The organism is Virgibacillus profundi (assembly GCF_002287375.1).
Taxonomy (GTDB): Bacteria; Bacillota; Bacilli; order Bacillales; family Amphibacillaceae; genus Virgibacillus_K; species Virgibacillus_K profundi.
Map to the genome: position 1 here is coordinate 76,806 of NZ_NPOA01000016.1, position 17,239 is coordinate 94,044.

A 17,239-nucleotide genomic window follows, 5' to 3' on the forward strand; every position below is an offset into this window, starting at 1 on the left:
TTCAAACGCTTATTTCAAAATTAAAAAGCAGAAAATGCCTCTGCTTCTTTTATATTTATACCATGATTAAGTACTTTTTATCAAACTGATTGCAAATGATTATTTGAAGGGCTCAGAGTGTTTTTGCAGACTACATTTCTGTACCCTCGTAATAAACATCACCGAAAAGACCCAGAAATCGGAAATGTTTATTATCACGAAGTCTAGGTCTAAATCAGAGTTGTTTATTATTTGCGCTAATGTTTAATTTGACTCTTTCCTAACCAATCTAGTAACAGATTCAATATGATTCGTCTGAGGAAACATATCAACAGGCTGCACTTCCAACGCCTGATATCCTCCATCTTCAAGTACACGCAGATCCCTGGCCAATGTTGATGGATTACATGAAACATACACAATCCGCTTCGGTTCCATCTCAATCATTGCCTGAAGAAAGTCCACTTCACAGCCTTTACGTGGTGGATCAACTACAATTACATCTGGTTTCAACCCTTGAGCACTCCACCATGGCATTACTTTCTCTGCTTCACCGACAACAAATTCAGCATTGGTAATGTCATTTAATTTGGCATTCATCTTCGCATCACTAATTGCTTCCGGGACAACCTCAACGCCATATACTTTTTTTGCTTTTTGGGCTAAAAATAACGAAATCGTTCCTATCCCGCAGTATGCATCCACTACAATATCGTCACTCTCGATTGATGCATATTCCAATGCCTTATCATATAGCTTTTTTGTCTGTGGTGGATTTACCTGATAAAATGATTTTGCTGAAATTGCAAAACGAATATTCCCGATGGTGTCGTAAATATATTCCTCTCCCCAGATTACTTTCGTTTTTCTCCCGAGAATAACGTTGGTACGTTGGTTATTGATATTATGGACAATAGATTTTACATGTGGAAAGGTTTCCGTTAGTTCACGGATAAATTCCTCTGTATGTGGCAGCTTTTCTGTACGTGTTACAAGTACGATCATCGTTTCATTCGTCTCTCTGCCAGTTCGAACCATAATATGTCGCAATACACCACGATCACTTTTTTCATCATACGCCTTTATCCCTAATCGATTGGCAATTCTTCTTACGGCATGAACAGATCGGTCATTTAATTCATCCTGAATCACACAGGTTTCCATATCATCAATAATGTCATGACTCCGCATTCTATAGAATCCTGTGATCAACTCCCCATCTCTTTCGCCGACAGGTATTTGAACCTTATTACGGTAACGCCACGGATCCTCCATGCCAATCGTGGGATGTGCTGGTACATGGTCAAGATGGGCGATTTTCCGCATGACATTTTTCACCTGATTTTGTTTCATTTCAAGTTGCAGCTGATAACTCATATGCTGAAGCTGGCAGCCGCCACATTGATAATAAACGTTGCAGGGTGGCTCTACCCGTTCATCACTCGAATTTTTAACTTCCAATAATTTTCCGAAGCCAAATTTTTTATTTACTTTAACTACCTTTACTGTTGCTTCCTCACCAGGCAAGGCATAAGGCACAAATAAAGGATAGCCCTCAATTTTCCCAACACCATTCCCTTCATGGGTAAGATCTTCAAAAGTAAGTGTAATTGTCTCATTCTTTTTCACTGGAGCAGTTTGTTTAGCCATTATTATCTTCCTTTACAAGCTGGTTTGTGATTGTTATCTTATCATATCCTTAACAGTAATTCATTTTAACCCAATTAAAAAGAAAGACCGCTTCATGATAATTCCGTTATTCATCATTAAAGCCTAATTGTCTTATTTATATAAGCAGGCTCAGAGCGGAAAATAACCAAGCACATACGTCGCGCTTTATACCTTCCCCAATTACAATAACCTTTATAGAAAACACCCTTAATAAAAGACCCACACATATTAGACATATCTAATATATGTGAGCCTATTTGATTCATATGATATTTTACTTACCCAATCCAAATCCACAGAATTAACTATAAACTGACTCTTTTCCGCTTAAATCAAGCGCTTCAGCTGTTGTAGTTTGAATTTCTCGGATCAACTCCGGATCGTCCTTTAATGATATTCCATAAGAAGGTATCATCTCTTTTATTTTCGGTTCCCACTCTTTTATGTGCTGCGGGAAGCATTTATCTAATATCTCAAGCATAACTTCAACAGCTGTAGAAGCACCTGGAGAAGCGCCGAGCAATGCAGCGATTGAGCCATCAGCGGCATTAACAACTTCTGTACCAAATTGCAGTGTTCCCTTACCGCCATCATCTGTATCTTTAATAACCTGTACACGTTGGCCGGCTACTACTAAATCCCAATCCTCGAGCTTTGCGTTCGGAATAAATTCCCGTAACTGTTCGATTCGTTGTTCCTTTGATAATAAGACCTGTTGGACTAAATATTTAGTTAATGGCAGGTTTTTTGCACCTGCTGCCAGCATTGTGAAGGCATTATTCGGTTTTACTGTACCAAATAAATCCATATTTGAACCAGTCTTTAAGAACTTTGGTGAGAATCCTGCAAATGGGCCAAACAGTAATGACTTTTCATTATCGATATATCTTGTGTCAAGATGTGGTACAGACATTGGAGGTGCACCAACAGCAGCTTTACCGTAAACCTTTGCATTATGCTGCTTAATAACCTCCGGATTGTTGCATACAAGGAATTGACCGCTTACAGGGAAACCTCCATAATGCTTACTTTCGGGAATACCGGTTTTTTGCAATATAGGGAGAGCTCCCCCACCTGCACCAACAAAGACAAAGTCTGCATTATGGTATTCGAGGGTGTCGTCCTCGTAATTTCGTACTTTCACTTCCCACGCATCACCGTCAGTACGTTTTATATCTTCCACCGTATTATTGTATTTGATATTAACATCCTGTTCCTTTAAGTGACCCAGTAATTTACGTGTCAGATTCCCAAAATTGACATCCGTTCCAGTATCAATTTTCGTTGCCGCTATTGGATTATTCATTGTACGTTGGTTCATAATAAGTGGAATCCATTCCATCAGTTTATCCGGATCTTCGGAAAATTCCATCCCTTCAAACAGTCGATTGTTTGATAGTGCTGCAAACCGCTTCTTCAAAAATTCCACATTTGCTCCCCCATGAACTAAACTTATATGGGGCAATGGCATGATAAAGTCATGCGGACGATCTATCAGATTACTGTTTATAAGGTAGGACCAAAACTGTTTAGAAACCTGAAACTGTTCATTAATTTTCAGTGCTTTGCTTATATCTATCGAGCCATCCGGTTTTTCGCTGGTATAATTAAGCTCACACAGTGCAGCGTGTCCTGTTCCCGCATTATTCCATACGTTGGAGCTTTCCTGCCCTGCTTTGTCAAGCTTCTCAAATACTGTAATATTCCAGTCCGGCACTAATTCTTTCAGCAGTGCACCCAAAGTTGCACTCATGATACCGGCACCAATTAAAATAACTTCTTTTTTAGTTTGTCTGTTGCTCATATTAACCTTCCTTACACGTTGAAATTCACAGAAAGGATGCTAGATGTCACACCGGATATAGTGTAAGCCGGGAACACATCTTTTCTGTCTCTTTTATTATCATATCATACTGTATTATTAATAGATTAGAAAAACTACCACTATATGATAATTATAGGTTAAATTGTAATCATTAAGCAAGCTATTTATATTTGAAAAAATAGATAAATAGTTTTCTTTTAAGAATAGTGATTTTGCCTAAATTAACTTAGACTTTCTCTATTTGCCCAAATAAAAAAATGACTACAAATTGCTATGCAATCCTGTAGTCATTTAACGTTATATTGTTTATCATTGCGATTGACAAAGAAACCTGTTACTTTCACAAGTTGTATTGCTTTTCCACAAATTCCTCCGGCACAAAAAATTCTATATGCTGCTTTAGATTCGTAAATTCTCCTGGCAGCAATCCGCCAAACTCACCATCAATATTCAACTGCATTTTTTCATCTGTTGAAACCTTTATCTGCTTCGCCTGTGCATAAATAACGTTCTTATCTTCCAAATGTGCACCTCGAAGTGCCAATGTAGCTATGCGAATAAATTCTGCCAGATTTGTTTTACGTAAAATCAGTAAATCAAAATAGCCATCATTTATTTTTGCATCCGGAGCCAGTTTTTCAAAACCGCCAACGGAATTTGTATTGGAAACTAAAAACAGCATAATCTCGTCATCCACTACATTGCCGTCATATTCGATTTTTGCCTGTATTGGTTTTAAAGAAGGGAGCATTTCAATCCCTTTCATGTAATAGGCCAACTGTCCAAGCATTGTTTTTAATTTGCTGGGGACTTCATAGGTGAGCTCTGTTAATTTACCCCCACCGGCTATATTCATAAAATAATGGTCATTTACTTTACCGATATCAAGTAACATCGATTGATCTGCTAAAATAATGTCCGTTGCTTTCTTTATATCCCGCGGAATGGACAACGCTCTTGCGAAATCATTCGTTGTTCCTACAGGAATAACTCCAAGCTTTGGTCTGTACTCCTGCCCTGCCAGTCCATTAATTACTTCATTAATTGTACCATCGCCACCTGCTGCAACAACAAGATCGTATTTTCTTTCTACAGCTGTTTTAGCAGCTTCTATAGCATCACCTTCACTGGTAGTTGCATGTGCCGATGTTTCATATCCCGCAATCTCAAATTTTTCAAGGACAGTTGGCAGTTCTTTTTTAAATGCTTCACGTCCGGATGTTGGATTATATATAATACGGGCTTTTTTCATTTACATTTCCTCCCCCATTACGTCCATTATGCAGGGTCATAGTTGTATTTTTTACTTATTGTTATTCTTTACACACAACTTATATCATAGACCTTTTTACATAATTTGAAAAGGGGAAAAATAAAACTGCTGCCACCGGAGTGACAGCAGCATTCCATTTAATTTATCTTTTATCCAATTCTTCAATTAGGATTTTATTAACCATTGGTGGATTAGCCTGGCCTTTGGTCACTTTCATTACTTGACCAACAAGGTATTTCTGTGCCTTGGCCTTCCCGTTTTTATAATCAATGATGGATTGTTCATTATCATTCAATACACTGGAAATAATTCCCTTCAGTTCACCTTCATCGGAAATTTGGACAAGTCCTTTTTCTTTAACGACTTTCTCTGGATCGCCGCCATTTTCAACCAGTTCAGCAAAGACCTTTTTAGCAATTTTGGATGAAATTGTTCCATCCTCAATCAACTGAATCATTTTCGCTAAAGCTTCCGGTGTAATTGCCAGGTCTTCCAGTTCTTTTAAATGTTTGTTCATATATGCTGACACTTCACCCATCAGCCAGTTGGATGTTTGTTTCATGTCAGCACCATGATGAACTGCTTCTTCAAAAAAGTCTGCCAACTGTTTGGAATTCGTTAAAACAGCTGCATCATATTCGGATAAGCCCAATTCATCGATATAGCGTTTCTTGCGTGCATCAGGAAGTTCAGGAATTTCGCTTCGAACCCGTTCTTTCCAGGCATCGTCAATATATAATGGAACCAAATCGGGCTCAGGGAAGTAACGATAATCATCCGATCCCTCTTTAATTCGCATTAAAATCGTTTCTTTCGTTTTTTCATCATAACGACGTGTTTCCTGCAGGATTTCTCCGCCGGTAAGTAATTCCTTCTCCTGGCGTTTTTCTTCATATTCCAGACCTTTTTGTACAAAGTTAAAGGAGTTCAGGTTTTTCAATTCCGCTTTCGTGCCGAATTTCTCCTGACCAATTGGACGAAGAGAAATATTGGCATCACAGCGAAGTGATCCTTCCTGCATTTTCACATCGGAAACACCTGTATATTGAATGATGTTTTTCAGTTTTTCCAAATATGCATAAGCTTCTTCCGGTGAACGCATGTCCGGCTCTGAAACGATCTCTATTAATGGTGTGCCTTGACGGTTAAAGTCAACAAGCGAATAGCCGTCATCACCATGTGTCAGTTTACCAGCATCTTCTTCCATATGCAGGCGTGTAATTCCAATTCGTTTCTTTTTGCCGTTTACTTCAATTTCAATCCAGCCATTTTCTCCGATTGGTTTATCAAATTGGGATATTTGATATGCTTTTGGATTATCCGGATAAAAGTAATTTTTACGGTCAAATTTCGTATCTGTCGCAATGTCACAATTTAATGCCATTGCAGCCTTCATTGCAAAGTTAACTGCCTCTTCATTTAATACAGGAAGAACTCCCGGATAAGATAAATCAATTGGATTAACATTTGAATTTGGCTCAGAACCGAAGGCATTCACACTTGGGCTAAATATTTTTGATTTTGTTTTTAATTCTACATGGACTTCAAGTCCGATTATTGTTTCAAAATTCATTAGTTGGCACCTCCGAGCTGAGGTCGTTTTGTATGATGATCTGTTGCTTGTTCATATGCATGTGCCACGCGATATACGGTACTCTCATCGAAATATTTTCCAATAATCTGCAGGCCAATCGGAAGGCCATTTTCGGAAAATCCACATGGCAGCGAGATTCCGGGAACCCCTGCCAGATTCACCGGGATGGTTAGAATATCATTGGCATACATGGTTAGTGGGTCATCAGTATTTTCCCCAACTTTAAATGCCGGTGTAGGCGTTGTTGGTCCAATAACGACATCATAGTCTTCAAAAATTTTATCGAAATCATTTTTAATTAATGTACGAACTTTTTGTGCCTTTTTATAATAGGCATCATAATAGCCTGAGCTGAGTGCAAAGGTTCCAAGCATAATACGGCGTTTCACTTCTTCACCAAAGCCTTCACTGCGGGAATGCTTGAACATATCAATCATATTGTCCGCATTTTCTGTTCTGACACCATAGCGCACCCCGTCAAAGCGTGCCAAGTTAGCTGATGCCTCTGAAGATGAGAGCAAGTAATACGTTGCTACAGCATATTTGGAATGTGGAAGGGAAACTTCCTCCCATGTTGCGCCTAAGGATTCGTATACTTTTAAAGCTTCGAGTACAGATTCTTTTACTTCCGGTGCTACACCTTCAGCCAAATATTCTTTTGGTACAGCAATTTTCAAACCTTTTACATCTTTGGTTAGATTTTCTGTATATGATGGAATTTCAATATTGGCACTTGTTGAGTCCATTTCGTCATGTCCAGCAATAACTTCCAGTACACGGGCATTATCTTCAACATTACGAGTAATTGGTCCGACCTGATCCAGCGATGAAGCGAATGCTACTAAACCAAAGCGTGATACCAATCCATAGGTTGGTTTTAAACCAACAACACCGCAAAATGCTGCAGGCTGACGGATTGATCCACCTGTATCAGAACCTAATGCGAACAGAATTTCTCCGGCTGCAACTGCTGCAGCTGAACCACCACTGGAACCACCTGGAACGTGATCTGTATTCCATGGGTTACGTGTTGGTGTATAGCTAGAATTTTCATTGGATGAACCCATTGCAAATTCATCCATATTCAATTTTCCAATAGTAACAGCTTTTTCATTGTTTAACTTGTCTACAACGGTTGCATTATAAAGTGGATCATCAAAGTTATCCAAAAATTGACTTGCACAGGTTGTACGAATTCCTTTTGTAACAAGATTATCCTTAATTCCACCCGGGATTCCGAATAGACGCTGTGATTGATCTTTCGTGTTATCCAATTCTTTTGCTTTAGCTTTTGCATTTTCTTCATCCAATGTTAAAAATGCATGTACTTTATCGTCCACTTCTTTAATCCGATTATAAGAAGTGTCTACAAGATCCTGTACGGTAATTTCTTTATTATGTAGCTTTTCTTCAAGCTCTTTAATTGTGTGATCAAATAATGACATGAGTTGTCCTCCTACTCCAATATCGATGGTACTCTAAAATGACCTGCTTCTTTATCAGGAGCATTTTTCAACGCTTCCTCCTGCGTAATCCATTTCTTAGGCTCGTCCTTACGCATGACGTTTTTCAAATCCAGCACGTGTGTCGTAGGTTCTACATTTTCTGTATCCAGTTCATTCAGTTGCTCTGCATAACCGATAATTGCACTTAAGTCATCCGTTAATTTTTCCACATCTTCTTCTGTAACAGCAAGTCTTGCCAGGTGCGCAACATGCTTTACCTGATCTTTTGTAATTTCTGCCATCAATTAAACCTCCAAACCAAGATTTTATATTATTGTTTGTACCTTCATATACTTATTTTAAGTTTATACCTGTAACTATTATAACACTATTGATAATAGCAGAATTAGCCGGGTATAAGCAACTATTCACCCATGTAAAATATTAAGTGAAGAACGGGATCGGGGGCGGAAGCTACAAATTATGAAGTGATGGAGAAATGGCCATAGTAATTAGAGATGAAAGTTGAGAGATAAAGTGTGAGAGTTGAGAGATCAAACGACAATGTTGAGAGACACTGGGTATAAATTGAGAGAAAACAATTGAATTTACAATTACCTCTCATCTTTATAGGCTTCTCTCTCAACTTATTGCATACTTCTCTCAACTCCATAAGTCTCTCTCTCAACTTTGCCTGATTTCGGCAAAAATACTGGCAAATTTTATACTTTATCTTATGAAAAAATCCACCTCTCACATAACATAAGAGGTGGATACTTAGATAAAGATATTATTCTTTCATTTTTTCCACTGTTTCATTAAATTCTGCTTCAATTTCCGGATGTGGCTGTCCCATCATACTAACTACAATAGTAATGATCAGACTAAACAGGAATCCTGGAACCAATTCATATAAGTCAAAAATTCCACCTTCCAGGTAACCTCCCCAGATAATTACTGTTGCTGCACCAACAACAATACCTGCAAGTGCACCATTTCGGGTAATCCTTTTCCAGAAAAGAGATAACAGAATGATCGGGCCAAATGCTCCGCCAAATCCAGCCCAGGCATAACTAACAAGCTCGAGAACTGAACTGTCCGGATTCATGGCGATAATGGTTGCAATTAAAGCAATAGCCATTGTAGCGATTCTCCCTGCCCAGACAAGCTCTTTTGCAGAAGCCTTTTTACGAAATATAGCTTTGTAGAAATCCTCTGCTACAGCTGATGAAGAAACAAGTAATTGTGAATCAATTGTACTCATAATCGCTGAAAGGATAGCAGCTAATAAAACCCCTGCAACAATCGGATGGAATAGAATTTGGGAAAATGCGATAAATATTTTTTCTGGATCTGCCAGCATTTGAATGCCATTTTCTGTAACAACATTTATTCCAAACTGACTTAATATGGATACATCCTGTGTACTTATAAATGCAAGTCCAATAAATCCGGTAAAAATAGTACCATATAACCCTAAAATCATCCACCATGTTCCGATAAGGCGCGCCTTGGGAACATCTTTTGGTGAGCGCAATGCCATGAAACGAACGATGATATGTGGCTGGCCAAAATAACCAAGCCCCCATGCCAGTGATGAAATAATCGCCATAATTCCTACACCTTGCACCATATTGAGATGGCTTGGGTTAATTTCTCCCACTGCCTGTACAGCTTCATTCCAGCCTCCCATTTGGTTAAGTGCAACAATCGGCACGACAATTAAAGCAAGGAACATTAATATCCCTTGGAAAAAATCCGTCCATGCTACAGCAAGGAATCCACCGAGCAATGTATAGGAAACAACAACAATGGCTCCAATCCAAAGAGCGGTTTGATAGGATAAGCCAAAGGATGCTTCAAAAAGTTTTGCTCCTGCCACCATTCCTGAAGAAGTATAAAAGGTGAAGAACAATAAGATTACTAAAGCAGAGATGACACGAAGAACATGTGATTTATCTTTAAAGCGATTTTCCAGGAAATCCGGAACGGTTATGGAATCATTGGAAACTTCCGTATAAACACGTAAACGTTTTGCAACGAATTGCCAGTTTAGGTAGGCACCAATTGCCAGTCCTATCGCCATCCAGGCCTCTGACATACCTGAAGCATAAATTGCACCAGGCAAACCGAGTAATAACCACCCACTCATATCCGATGCTCCAGCACTCAGTGCAGCAACACCAGGTCCAAGATTACGACCCCCTAGTACATAATCGGTTAAATTATGTGTTCTATAATACATTATAATACCAATTACAAGCATTCCTATTAAATAAACACTAAACGTAACTAAAGTTGTAGCATCCACTAACTTCGCCTCCTATCTGTGAATAAAGTAATAATGGATAACAATAAAACAATAGGCATAGGGACAAATAACCAAAACCAGGTGATCCCTTTAATTGCATATTCTGCTTCCATAATTAATTCCCCTTTCTTTTTTAAAAATTCCGAATCGTCCTCTGCAAAACACATTAACTATAGTTTCACAGATTAAAACATTTATCAAATGGGCATTCATGATTTCTATGGAATCACCCTCAATTATCAGACAATTCAAATGCCATTTATGATTATATACCTGTATTAAGCTTAATATTGGATGGTAAGCACCATTATATTCTTTTTTATAAAGAATTCATCCATTATCGTTTAGATAACTCCAATTTCCTCGATAATTGAAACACTGAAAATATTTTTGAAAAAAAAGGCCTGAAATAGTTTCCACACTATTTCAGGCAAATCCATCATATAGTAATAGGGTAAAAAAATTACTTACTAGCTCTTCCAGGGTTAGAAGAAGAAGCTAGGTGTTTCAACTGAGAAAATGCTTGGCTCTAATTCTCCTGCCAACTCTGTTGGTTCATTATCTTGTGCGAATAAAAATCCAGCTACAAGAAGTGTACCTAATGCAATTGATGCAATCATCTTTTTCATACTCTCCCCCCCTTTATAAATTAACTAACTCATCATATGTTATATTGGCTAGTTTGTAATACTTAACTGAATCCTTGTACTTACTTAATTCCTCAAAATGATTTCCTAACATATTTGCATAAACTACTAAATTCGCATAATCCTTATGCTCCTTTAAGTATGGAATTAGCTCATTGATAACTAAGTTTTCAAACTTACTATTACTCTTATTAATTGCATAGTTGTATGTTTTAAGAACATAATAATGAATTCTGTATGTGTCATTATTATTTATGTTTATTTGTTCAAATAATTCAAAGCCCTTTTCTATCATCTGTTTTGTTTTCTCAACATTATTAATTGTATAATACTCTTTAATTAAAGCGGTCAATGAGGTTAGCCTTGCATTTAAATCCACTTCTAAATCATTAACAACTTCTAAATAATTATGAATCGCTTCTTTTGAGCCTCCCCTTGCTGAATGGAGATACCCTAAATTAAGGTTTGTTAATTGAATTACTTGTTTATCTTTGTTTAATTCTCCTAAATGTCTTGCCAAATTATAATTTTTAATTGCCTTATCATACATTTTAATTCTTCGGTAGGATATCCCAAGAACAATATGACATTGTGCACAACGCATAAAGTAGTATTCTTTCATATAAATATCTAAAGCCTTTTCTGCATACTCAATAGATTCTAATGTGTTTCGAAGCTTACTATGCGTGATTGAAATTATATACTGTAGATCCGCAATTTCTTTTTCTTCTACTTCAATTTGATTAAGTCTTTCTTCCGCTGATTTATATAATATTATAGCCTGTTCAAAGTCACCATTAGCTGAATTATAATTCCCTCTAAACTTATACCAATAATATTGATGTAAGTTATCAAAGGAACCTGACATTTCATTCAGGTCACTAATTTTAGTCAATGCCTCATTGTATTTACCTATAATGAGGTAATACCTAATCTTATGAATCTCGAACATCAACAAACTATCTGTCAGATTCTCATCCATTACCGCCTGAAGTTCTTTGTATGTAGAAATAATCTCTTCCTTGTCATTTACTTCAAAGAGCATGTTATACCATTCTTTGCATTTTTTCTGGATATTTGCATCAAATCCATCTTTTAATTGAATCCCCAGACGTGTGCATAACAGTTGAATAATTTCCGAACTTGCTTCCGTTTTCTTATTCTCAATTTTTGATAAGTAGGATAAAGATACTATTCCTTTAGCTAATTGTCCCTGTGTCATTTCTCTTTTGGTCCGCTGCAGTTTGATAAAGGATCCTATTTCTATCAATATACCCACCCTAACATCAATTTGAATTATATTGCTCCCGTATATTTCTATTATATCATACATTCTGATAATTCATATTGGGAAATTAATAGGGAAAATACCGCTTTTTGACCCCAAAAACACCTAAAAAAGTTTCCGATTTTCCTAAACGAGGAAAATTCACCACATTTCGAGGGGTTTTTCGGCTGAAAATAGGATTTCCACATTTTAAGACTTTTTACTTATGTCACTTTAGGTGTTGACTAGCTTATTGTACTGAATTAGGTACTAGGTTTGAGCGGTTAGAATTGCGGACTAAAACACTTTTCCCTTTTTGCACATAGAAAATCAGCCTCTTTTCAAGCAATTTTTGTTGAAAAGAGGCTGATTGAAACATATCAATTTCACTTATAACATTTCAGATGTTGTCTTACCTTGCATATGCTGAATCAGGTAATCCGGGCCACCTGCTTTTGAATCGGTACCAGACATGTTGAACCCGCCGAACGGCTGGTAACCAACGATTGCAGCTGTACAGCCACGGTTGAAGTAAAGGTTTCCTACATGGAAATCTTCACGTGCCTGTTCCAGGTGTACACGATTATTTGTGATTACTGCACCTGTTAAACCATAGTCCGTATTATTCGCAATTTCAATGGCTTCATCAAAATCTTTTGCTTTTGTTAATCCAACAACAGGACCGAAGATTTCTTCCTGCATAATACGTGCTTTTAGATCAAGGTCTGCAAAAACAGTCGGATTAATGAACCAGCCTTTGCTGTTATCGCCATCTCCACCAACAAGCAGATTCCCTTCTTTTTTACCAATTTCGATATAGCCCATGATTTTTTCATATGCTGCCTGATCAATGACAGGACCCATAAAGTATGAATTATCATGTGGGTCTCCTGCAGATAGTTCTTTCGTTAATTCTGCAACCCTGTCTTTCACCTGATCATATACATCTTCATGAATTACTGCACGGGAACAAGCAGAACATTTTTGCCCCGAGAAGCCAAATGCAGATTGTACAATGGATTGTGCTGCCAGTTCCAGGTCTGCTTCACTATCAACAACAATTGTATCTTTACCGCCCATTTCAATAATTGTGCGTTTCAGCCATTTTTGAGTGTCCTGAACTTTTCCTGCACGTTCAAAAATACGCGTACCAACATCACGTGAACCGGTGAAGCTTATAAAGCGTGTACGTGGGTGATCCACAAGATAATCCCCCACTTCACTGCCTGGTCCAGGGATGTAGTTTACTACTCCTGCAGGCATACCTGCTTTTTCAAGTACTTCCATCAATTTATATGCAATGACAGGTGTTGTACTTGCTGGTTTTAGAAGTACTGTATTTCCTGTTACCATTGCGGCTGTTGTAGTACCAGCCATAATTGCGAACAGGAAGTTCCATGGCGAAATAACAACCCCGACTCCGAGTGGAATATAGTTGAATTGGTTATACTCAATCGGACGGCTGTTCACTTCAGCACCATCTTTTATTTTAAGCATTTGTCGGCCATAATACTCCAGGAAGTCGATTGCTTCAGCTGTATCAGCATCTGCTTCCTTCCACGGTTTCCCGCCTTCTTTTACCAAATGTGCTGTAAATTCAAATTTGCGGCGACGCACGATCGCGGCTGAACGAAATAGAATATCTGCACGGAATTTCGGATCCGATTTTCTCCATGTTTCAAATGTTTTATCTGCAACTTGCATTGCTTTTTCTGCAATATCTTTATTTGCTTTGGATACATATCCAATTACTTCTTCTTTGTTCGCAGGGTTTACAGAAATAATTTTATCTTCTGTCGTAATCCGCTCTCCACCAATAATCAGTGGGTATTCTTTTCCAAGATCTGCTTCGATTTTGTTCAATGCATCCAGCATTAAGTTTTTATTTTCTTCTACTGTGAAGTCTGTAAAAGGCTCATGTGTGTATGGTACTACCATGAAAAAACCTCCCTATAATTTGTCCATTTACCCCATGATTGCGTTTACATTTACCATAAAAAAAGAATGGAGCATGTCCATCCTTTATCTTAACTTAATTTTCTTTTTTCTTCAAAGTTTTCAACCGGCGGATCTATATTAATGGAAAATATGAATCGTTGGTGACTCTGCTCCAGCCTTCCGGTAAATCAAACTCTCGATCTGATCACTTGTTGTGACCTTAATTTCCAGATCAAAGTAGTCAGAAAACATTTCCTGCACAAGACTGTATGCAAACTGCGTAAAGCCAATCACTTCACCTTTTCCATAAAACTCGATCGGGATTTCAATTGTCATCTTCTGTAATTCCCCGTTCACATAAAATCCTTTTCCAATGATACCAGTATAGTTTGGAAAGAATGTTGCTATTTCATTGCCAAAGTTTGTAACAATCTCATGGTCATCAAAATATTTTTCCTTTCCTTCATCGGATGGAAACAGGATATTCTCTTCATCAACTGAATCCCATTCGCCAATCGATGCACTTCCCCCAGGTACATTTGTTTTCGCCACAAAATTCCCAGGGACAGGTGATGCCTGGTCTTCCTCTCTGTACAATGCTATCATGATCGGAACATCCTGTAAGCCTTCAATTTGCCGCAATTCTTCAATCAGCTTTTGGGCTATTTTATTTCCTTGTTCCATCATTTCATCCATTCCGATATCCTCAAAGTAAGGGCCTCTAGATTCAGTATGGAATTGATATACGGATTTTAACGCTATTCCAATAGACATCCCTTTTAATTCTACATTATTTTCTTCCCCCTCTTTTTGCAGGTAGTTCTGCTCCAGAATATGTGATAGGTAACGTGGATTTTCACGGTGGATATCCTCTTGGTCTTCATCATCCAGCCCTTCCAGTTCTTCCTCTATCACCGGATTCCATTCATCTATCCATTCAAAAAGCCGATCAGAGGTTAAATATTGCCCCTCCTGAAAAAAATACTGCTTCGGGTCAAATACTTCTTTGGAATGGCGCCTCAATCCCTGCTCCATCTCATCAATATCCAGCCTGTTTGCTACCTGATTTGTAATAACACCCCTGGCTTCACTAACTTTATACGGCAAAACCATCTTGTAATTTTCTTCAGATAACTGATGGCTTGGGACAATTGATACCTCTTCTTCAGATTCATCATTTTGCAAAACTTCTTCATCGTTCATATTTGGTGCACAGCTCGTTAGCAGGAGGAGTGTGCATACTAGCAAAATACTGATTTTCTTCAATGTAAAACACTCCTTAACTCTCTATGGCTTCTTTAAGCCCCTGTTCGTCCCAGATAGTAACCCCAAGTTTTTGTGCTTTATCGTACTTGGAACCGGCATCTTCTCCCGCAATAAGGAAGTCTGTTTTCTTGCTGACACTGCCTGTAACAGATCCACCCATTGCCTCGATTAATTCCTTTGCTTCACTACGTGTGAATTCTTCCATTTTTCCTGTTAACACAACTGTTTTACCTGCGAAAATAGTGTCAGTAGTCTGTGCTGATATCTTTGTTCCTTTAAATTCCATATTCACATTCAGTGCGCTTAGATCTTCAATCAGGTCAATGACCTTTTGTTCGGCAAAATACTGTACAATGGAATCAGCCATTTTCTCACCGATTTCATCTACCGAAACAAGCTCATCAAAAGAGGCATGTTGAATTTTTTCCATTGTTTCAAACTCCACTGCAATTGTTGTAGCAGCTTTTGCTCCAATGAACCGGATTCCGAGACCAAATAAAAGCTTCTCCAGTGAGTTTTCCTTCGATGCTTCAATTGCTTTCAGCAAGTTGTCGACTGACTTTTCTCCCATCCGTTCAAGCTGGAGTAATTCTTCCCGCTTCAGTCGAAATAGATCAGCCATTGTACGAATTAATTTTTCCTGAAAAAGCTGTGTGATGACTTTTTCACCTAATCCGTCAATATTCATTGCATTGCGTGACACAAAATGAATGAGTCCCTCCATCAGCTGTGCCGGACAATTCGGATTGATGCATCTTAGGGCAACTTCTTCCTCAAGTCGAACAAGCTCACTTCCACAAGTCGGACATTCCTCTGGCATATAGAACTCCTGCTCATCCCCTGTCCGCTTTTCCTCTATCGCACGAACGACCTTTGGAATGATATCACCGGCTTTTTTGATGACAACCATATCACCAATTCGAATATCCTGCTCACGAATTAAATCTTCATTGTGAAGGGATGCCCGTTGTACAGTTGATCCGGCTATCTTTACAGGTTCCAGGATGGCTGTAGGTGTGACAACGCCCGTTCTGCCTATACTCAGCTCAATGTCGGTTAATTTCGTAATTACCTCTTCGGCCGGGAATTTATAGGCGATCGCCCAGCGTGGACCTTTTGCTGTAAATCCAAGCTCCTCCTGCTGAGACAAGTCATCTACTTTAATAACAATCCCGTCAATTTCGTAGTTTAAATTCGGCCGTTCTGTTGTCCAATACGTTACAAATTCAATAACCTCTTCGATCGTTTCACATTTTTTCCATTCCGGATTTGTTTTAAAGCCAAGTTCTTTTAAGCGATCCAGCCGTTCACTATGGGATTCTATTGGAGCAGCACCCCACTCACCAACCCCATATAAAAATATATCCAAATTACGTTTTGCTGCGATTTTAGGATCCAATTGTCTAAGGGATCCAGCTGCAGCGTTTCGCGGATTTGCAAAAGGCTCTTCTTCATTTTCTTCTCTAGCCCTGTTTAAAGCGAGAAAAGATTTATGTGGCATAAACGCTTCTCCACGCACTTCAATTGTTTCCGTTTCTTTTATCGTTAATGGCATGCTGCGAATGGTTCGTAAATTACTCGTTATGTCTTCCCCTGTTGTTCCGTCACCACGTGTAGCTCCACGAACAAATTTCCCATTCTCATAGGTTAATGAAACAGCCAGTCCATCAATCTTTAATTCACAAACAAAAGAGATCGGCTCATCCGTACCACCGCTCGCTCTTCTGGCAAAGTCACGTAAATCCTGTTCATTAAATGCATTTCCAAGGCTCAGCATCGGTACAGTATGCTGTACTTTTTGAAAGGCGTCAAGGGGCTCCCCACCAACACGCTGGGTAGGGGAATCTGCAGTCACAAACTCCGGATACGCTTCTTCAAGATTCATTAGCTCCTGCAGTTTTTGATCATATTCTGAATCCGGAACACTTGGTTTATCAAGAACATAATATTCATAGCCATATTGGTTTAATATTTCTTTTAGTACATTGATTTGATCCTGTGCTTGCTGTTTATCCACGAACCA

12 protein-coding genes are annotated in these 17,239 nt (G+C 38.5%); all 12 read right to left on the reverse strand.

What is annotated here, in order from left to right; all coding sequences use genetic code 11:
* Window positions 1–243: 243 nt before the first annotated feature.
* Window positions 244–1,629 (reverse strand): 23S rRNA (uracil(1939)-C(5))-methyltransferase RlmD, encoded by a 1,386-nt coding sequence (rlmD, locus tag CIL05_RS19295; RefSeq protein ID WP_095657161.1) that lies wholly within the window; start codon window positions 1,627–1,629, stop codon window positions 244–246.
* Window positions 1,630–1,951: 322 nt separating this feature from the next.
* Window positions 1,952–3,454, reverse strand: a complete 1,503-nt coding sequence (locus CIL05_RS19300) for a malate:quinone oxidoreductase (RefSeq protein ID WP_095657162.1) — start codon at window positions 3,452–3,454, stop codon at window positions 1,952–1,954.
* Window positions 3,455–3,815: 361 nt separating this feature from the next.
* Window positions 3,816–4,727: a diacylglycerol kinase gene (locus CIL05_RS19305; RefSeq protein ID WP_095657163.1), complete on the reverse strand. Its 912-nt coding sequence runs from the start codon at window positions 4,725–4,727 to the stop codon at window positions 3,816–3,818.
* A gap of 163 nt (window positions 4,728–4,890) precedes the next feature.
* Entirely contained in the window at window positions 4,891–6,321 is a 1,431-nt protein-coding gene (gene gatB, locus CIL05_RS19310; RefSeq protein ID WP_095657164.1) for an Asp-tRNA(Asn)/Glu-tRNA(Gln) amidotransferase subunit GatB, read from the reverse strand.
* Window positions 6,321–7,787, reverse strand: coding sequence for an Asp-tRNA(Asn)/Glu-tRNA(Gln) amidotransferase subunit GatA (gatA, locus tag CIL05_RS19315; RefSeq protein WP_095657165.1), 1,467 nt, complete (start codon window positions 7,785–7,787; stop codon window positions 6,321–6,323). The genes gatB and gatA overlap by 1 nt, the downstream gene beginning before the upstream one ends.
* 11 nt (window positions 7,788–7,798) lie before the next feature.
* Window positions 7,799–8,089: an Asp-tRNA(Asn)/Glu-tRNA(Gln) amidotransferase subunit GatC gene (gatC, locus tag CIL05_RS19320; RefSeq protein WP_095657166.1), complete on the reverse strand. Its 291-nt coding sequence runs from the start codon at window positions 8,087–8,089 to the stop codon at window positions 7,799–7,801.
* Between the two features lie 488 nt (window positions 8,090–8,577).
* Complete coding sequence (gene putP, locus CIL05_RS19325; protein ID WP_095657167.1) at window positions 8,578–10,098, reverse strand: sodium/proline symporter PutP; 1,521 nt, start codon at window positions 10,096–10,098, stop codon at window positions 8,578–8,580.
* A gap of 485 nt (window positions 10,099–10,583) precedes the next feature.
* Window positions 10,584–10,727, reverse strand: coding sequence for a hypothetical protein (locus tag CIL05_RS22355; RefSeq protein ID WP_165769178.1), 144 nt, complete (start codon window positions 10,725–10,727; stop codon window positions 10,584–10,586).
* A gap of 13 nt (window positions 10,728–10,740) precedes the next feature.
* Complete coding sequence (locus CIL05_RS19330; RefSeq protein WP_095657168.1) at window positions 10,741–12,015, reverse strand: helix-turn-helix domain-containing protein; 1,275 nt, start codon at window positions 12,013–12,015, stop codon at window positions 10,741–10,743.
* A 387-nt stretch (window positions 12,016–12,402) separates the two neighbouring features.
* Window positions 12,403–13,950 (reverse strand): L-glutamate gamma-semialdehyde dehydrogenase, encoded by a 1,548-nt coding sequence (pruA, locus tag CIL05_RS19335; protein ID WP_095657169.1) that lies wholly within the window; start codon window positions 13,948–13,950, stop codon window positions 12,403–12,405.
* Window positions 13,951–14,088: 138 nt separating this feature from the next.
* Window positions 14,089–15,216 (reverse strand): CamS family sex pheromone protein, encoded by a 1,128-nt coding sequence (locus CIL05_RS19340; RefSeq protein ID WP_095657170.1) that lies wholly within the window; start codon window positions 15,214–15,216, stop codon window positions 14,089–14,091.
* Window positions 15,217–15,229: 13 nt separating this feature from the next.
* The gene (gene ligA, locus CIL05_RS19345) at window positions 15,230–17,233 is read right to left on the reverse strand and encodes an NAD-dependent DNA ligase LigA (protein ID WP_095657171.1); all 2,004 of its coding nucleotides are present in this window, start codon (window positions 17,231–17,233) and stop codon (window positions 15,230–15,232) included.
* Window positions 17,234–17,239 lie beyond the last annotated feature (6 nt).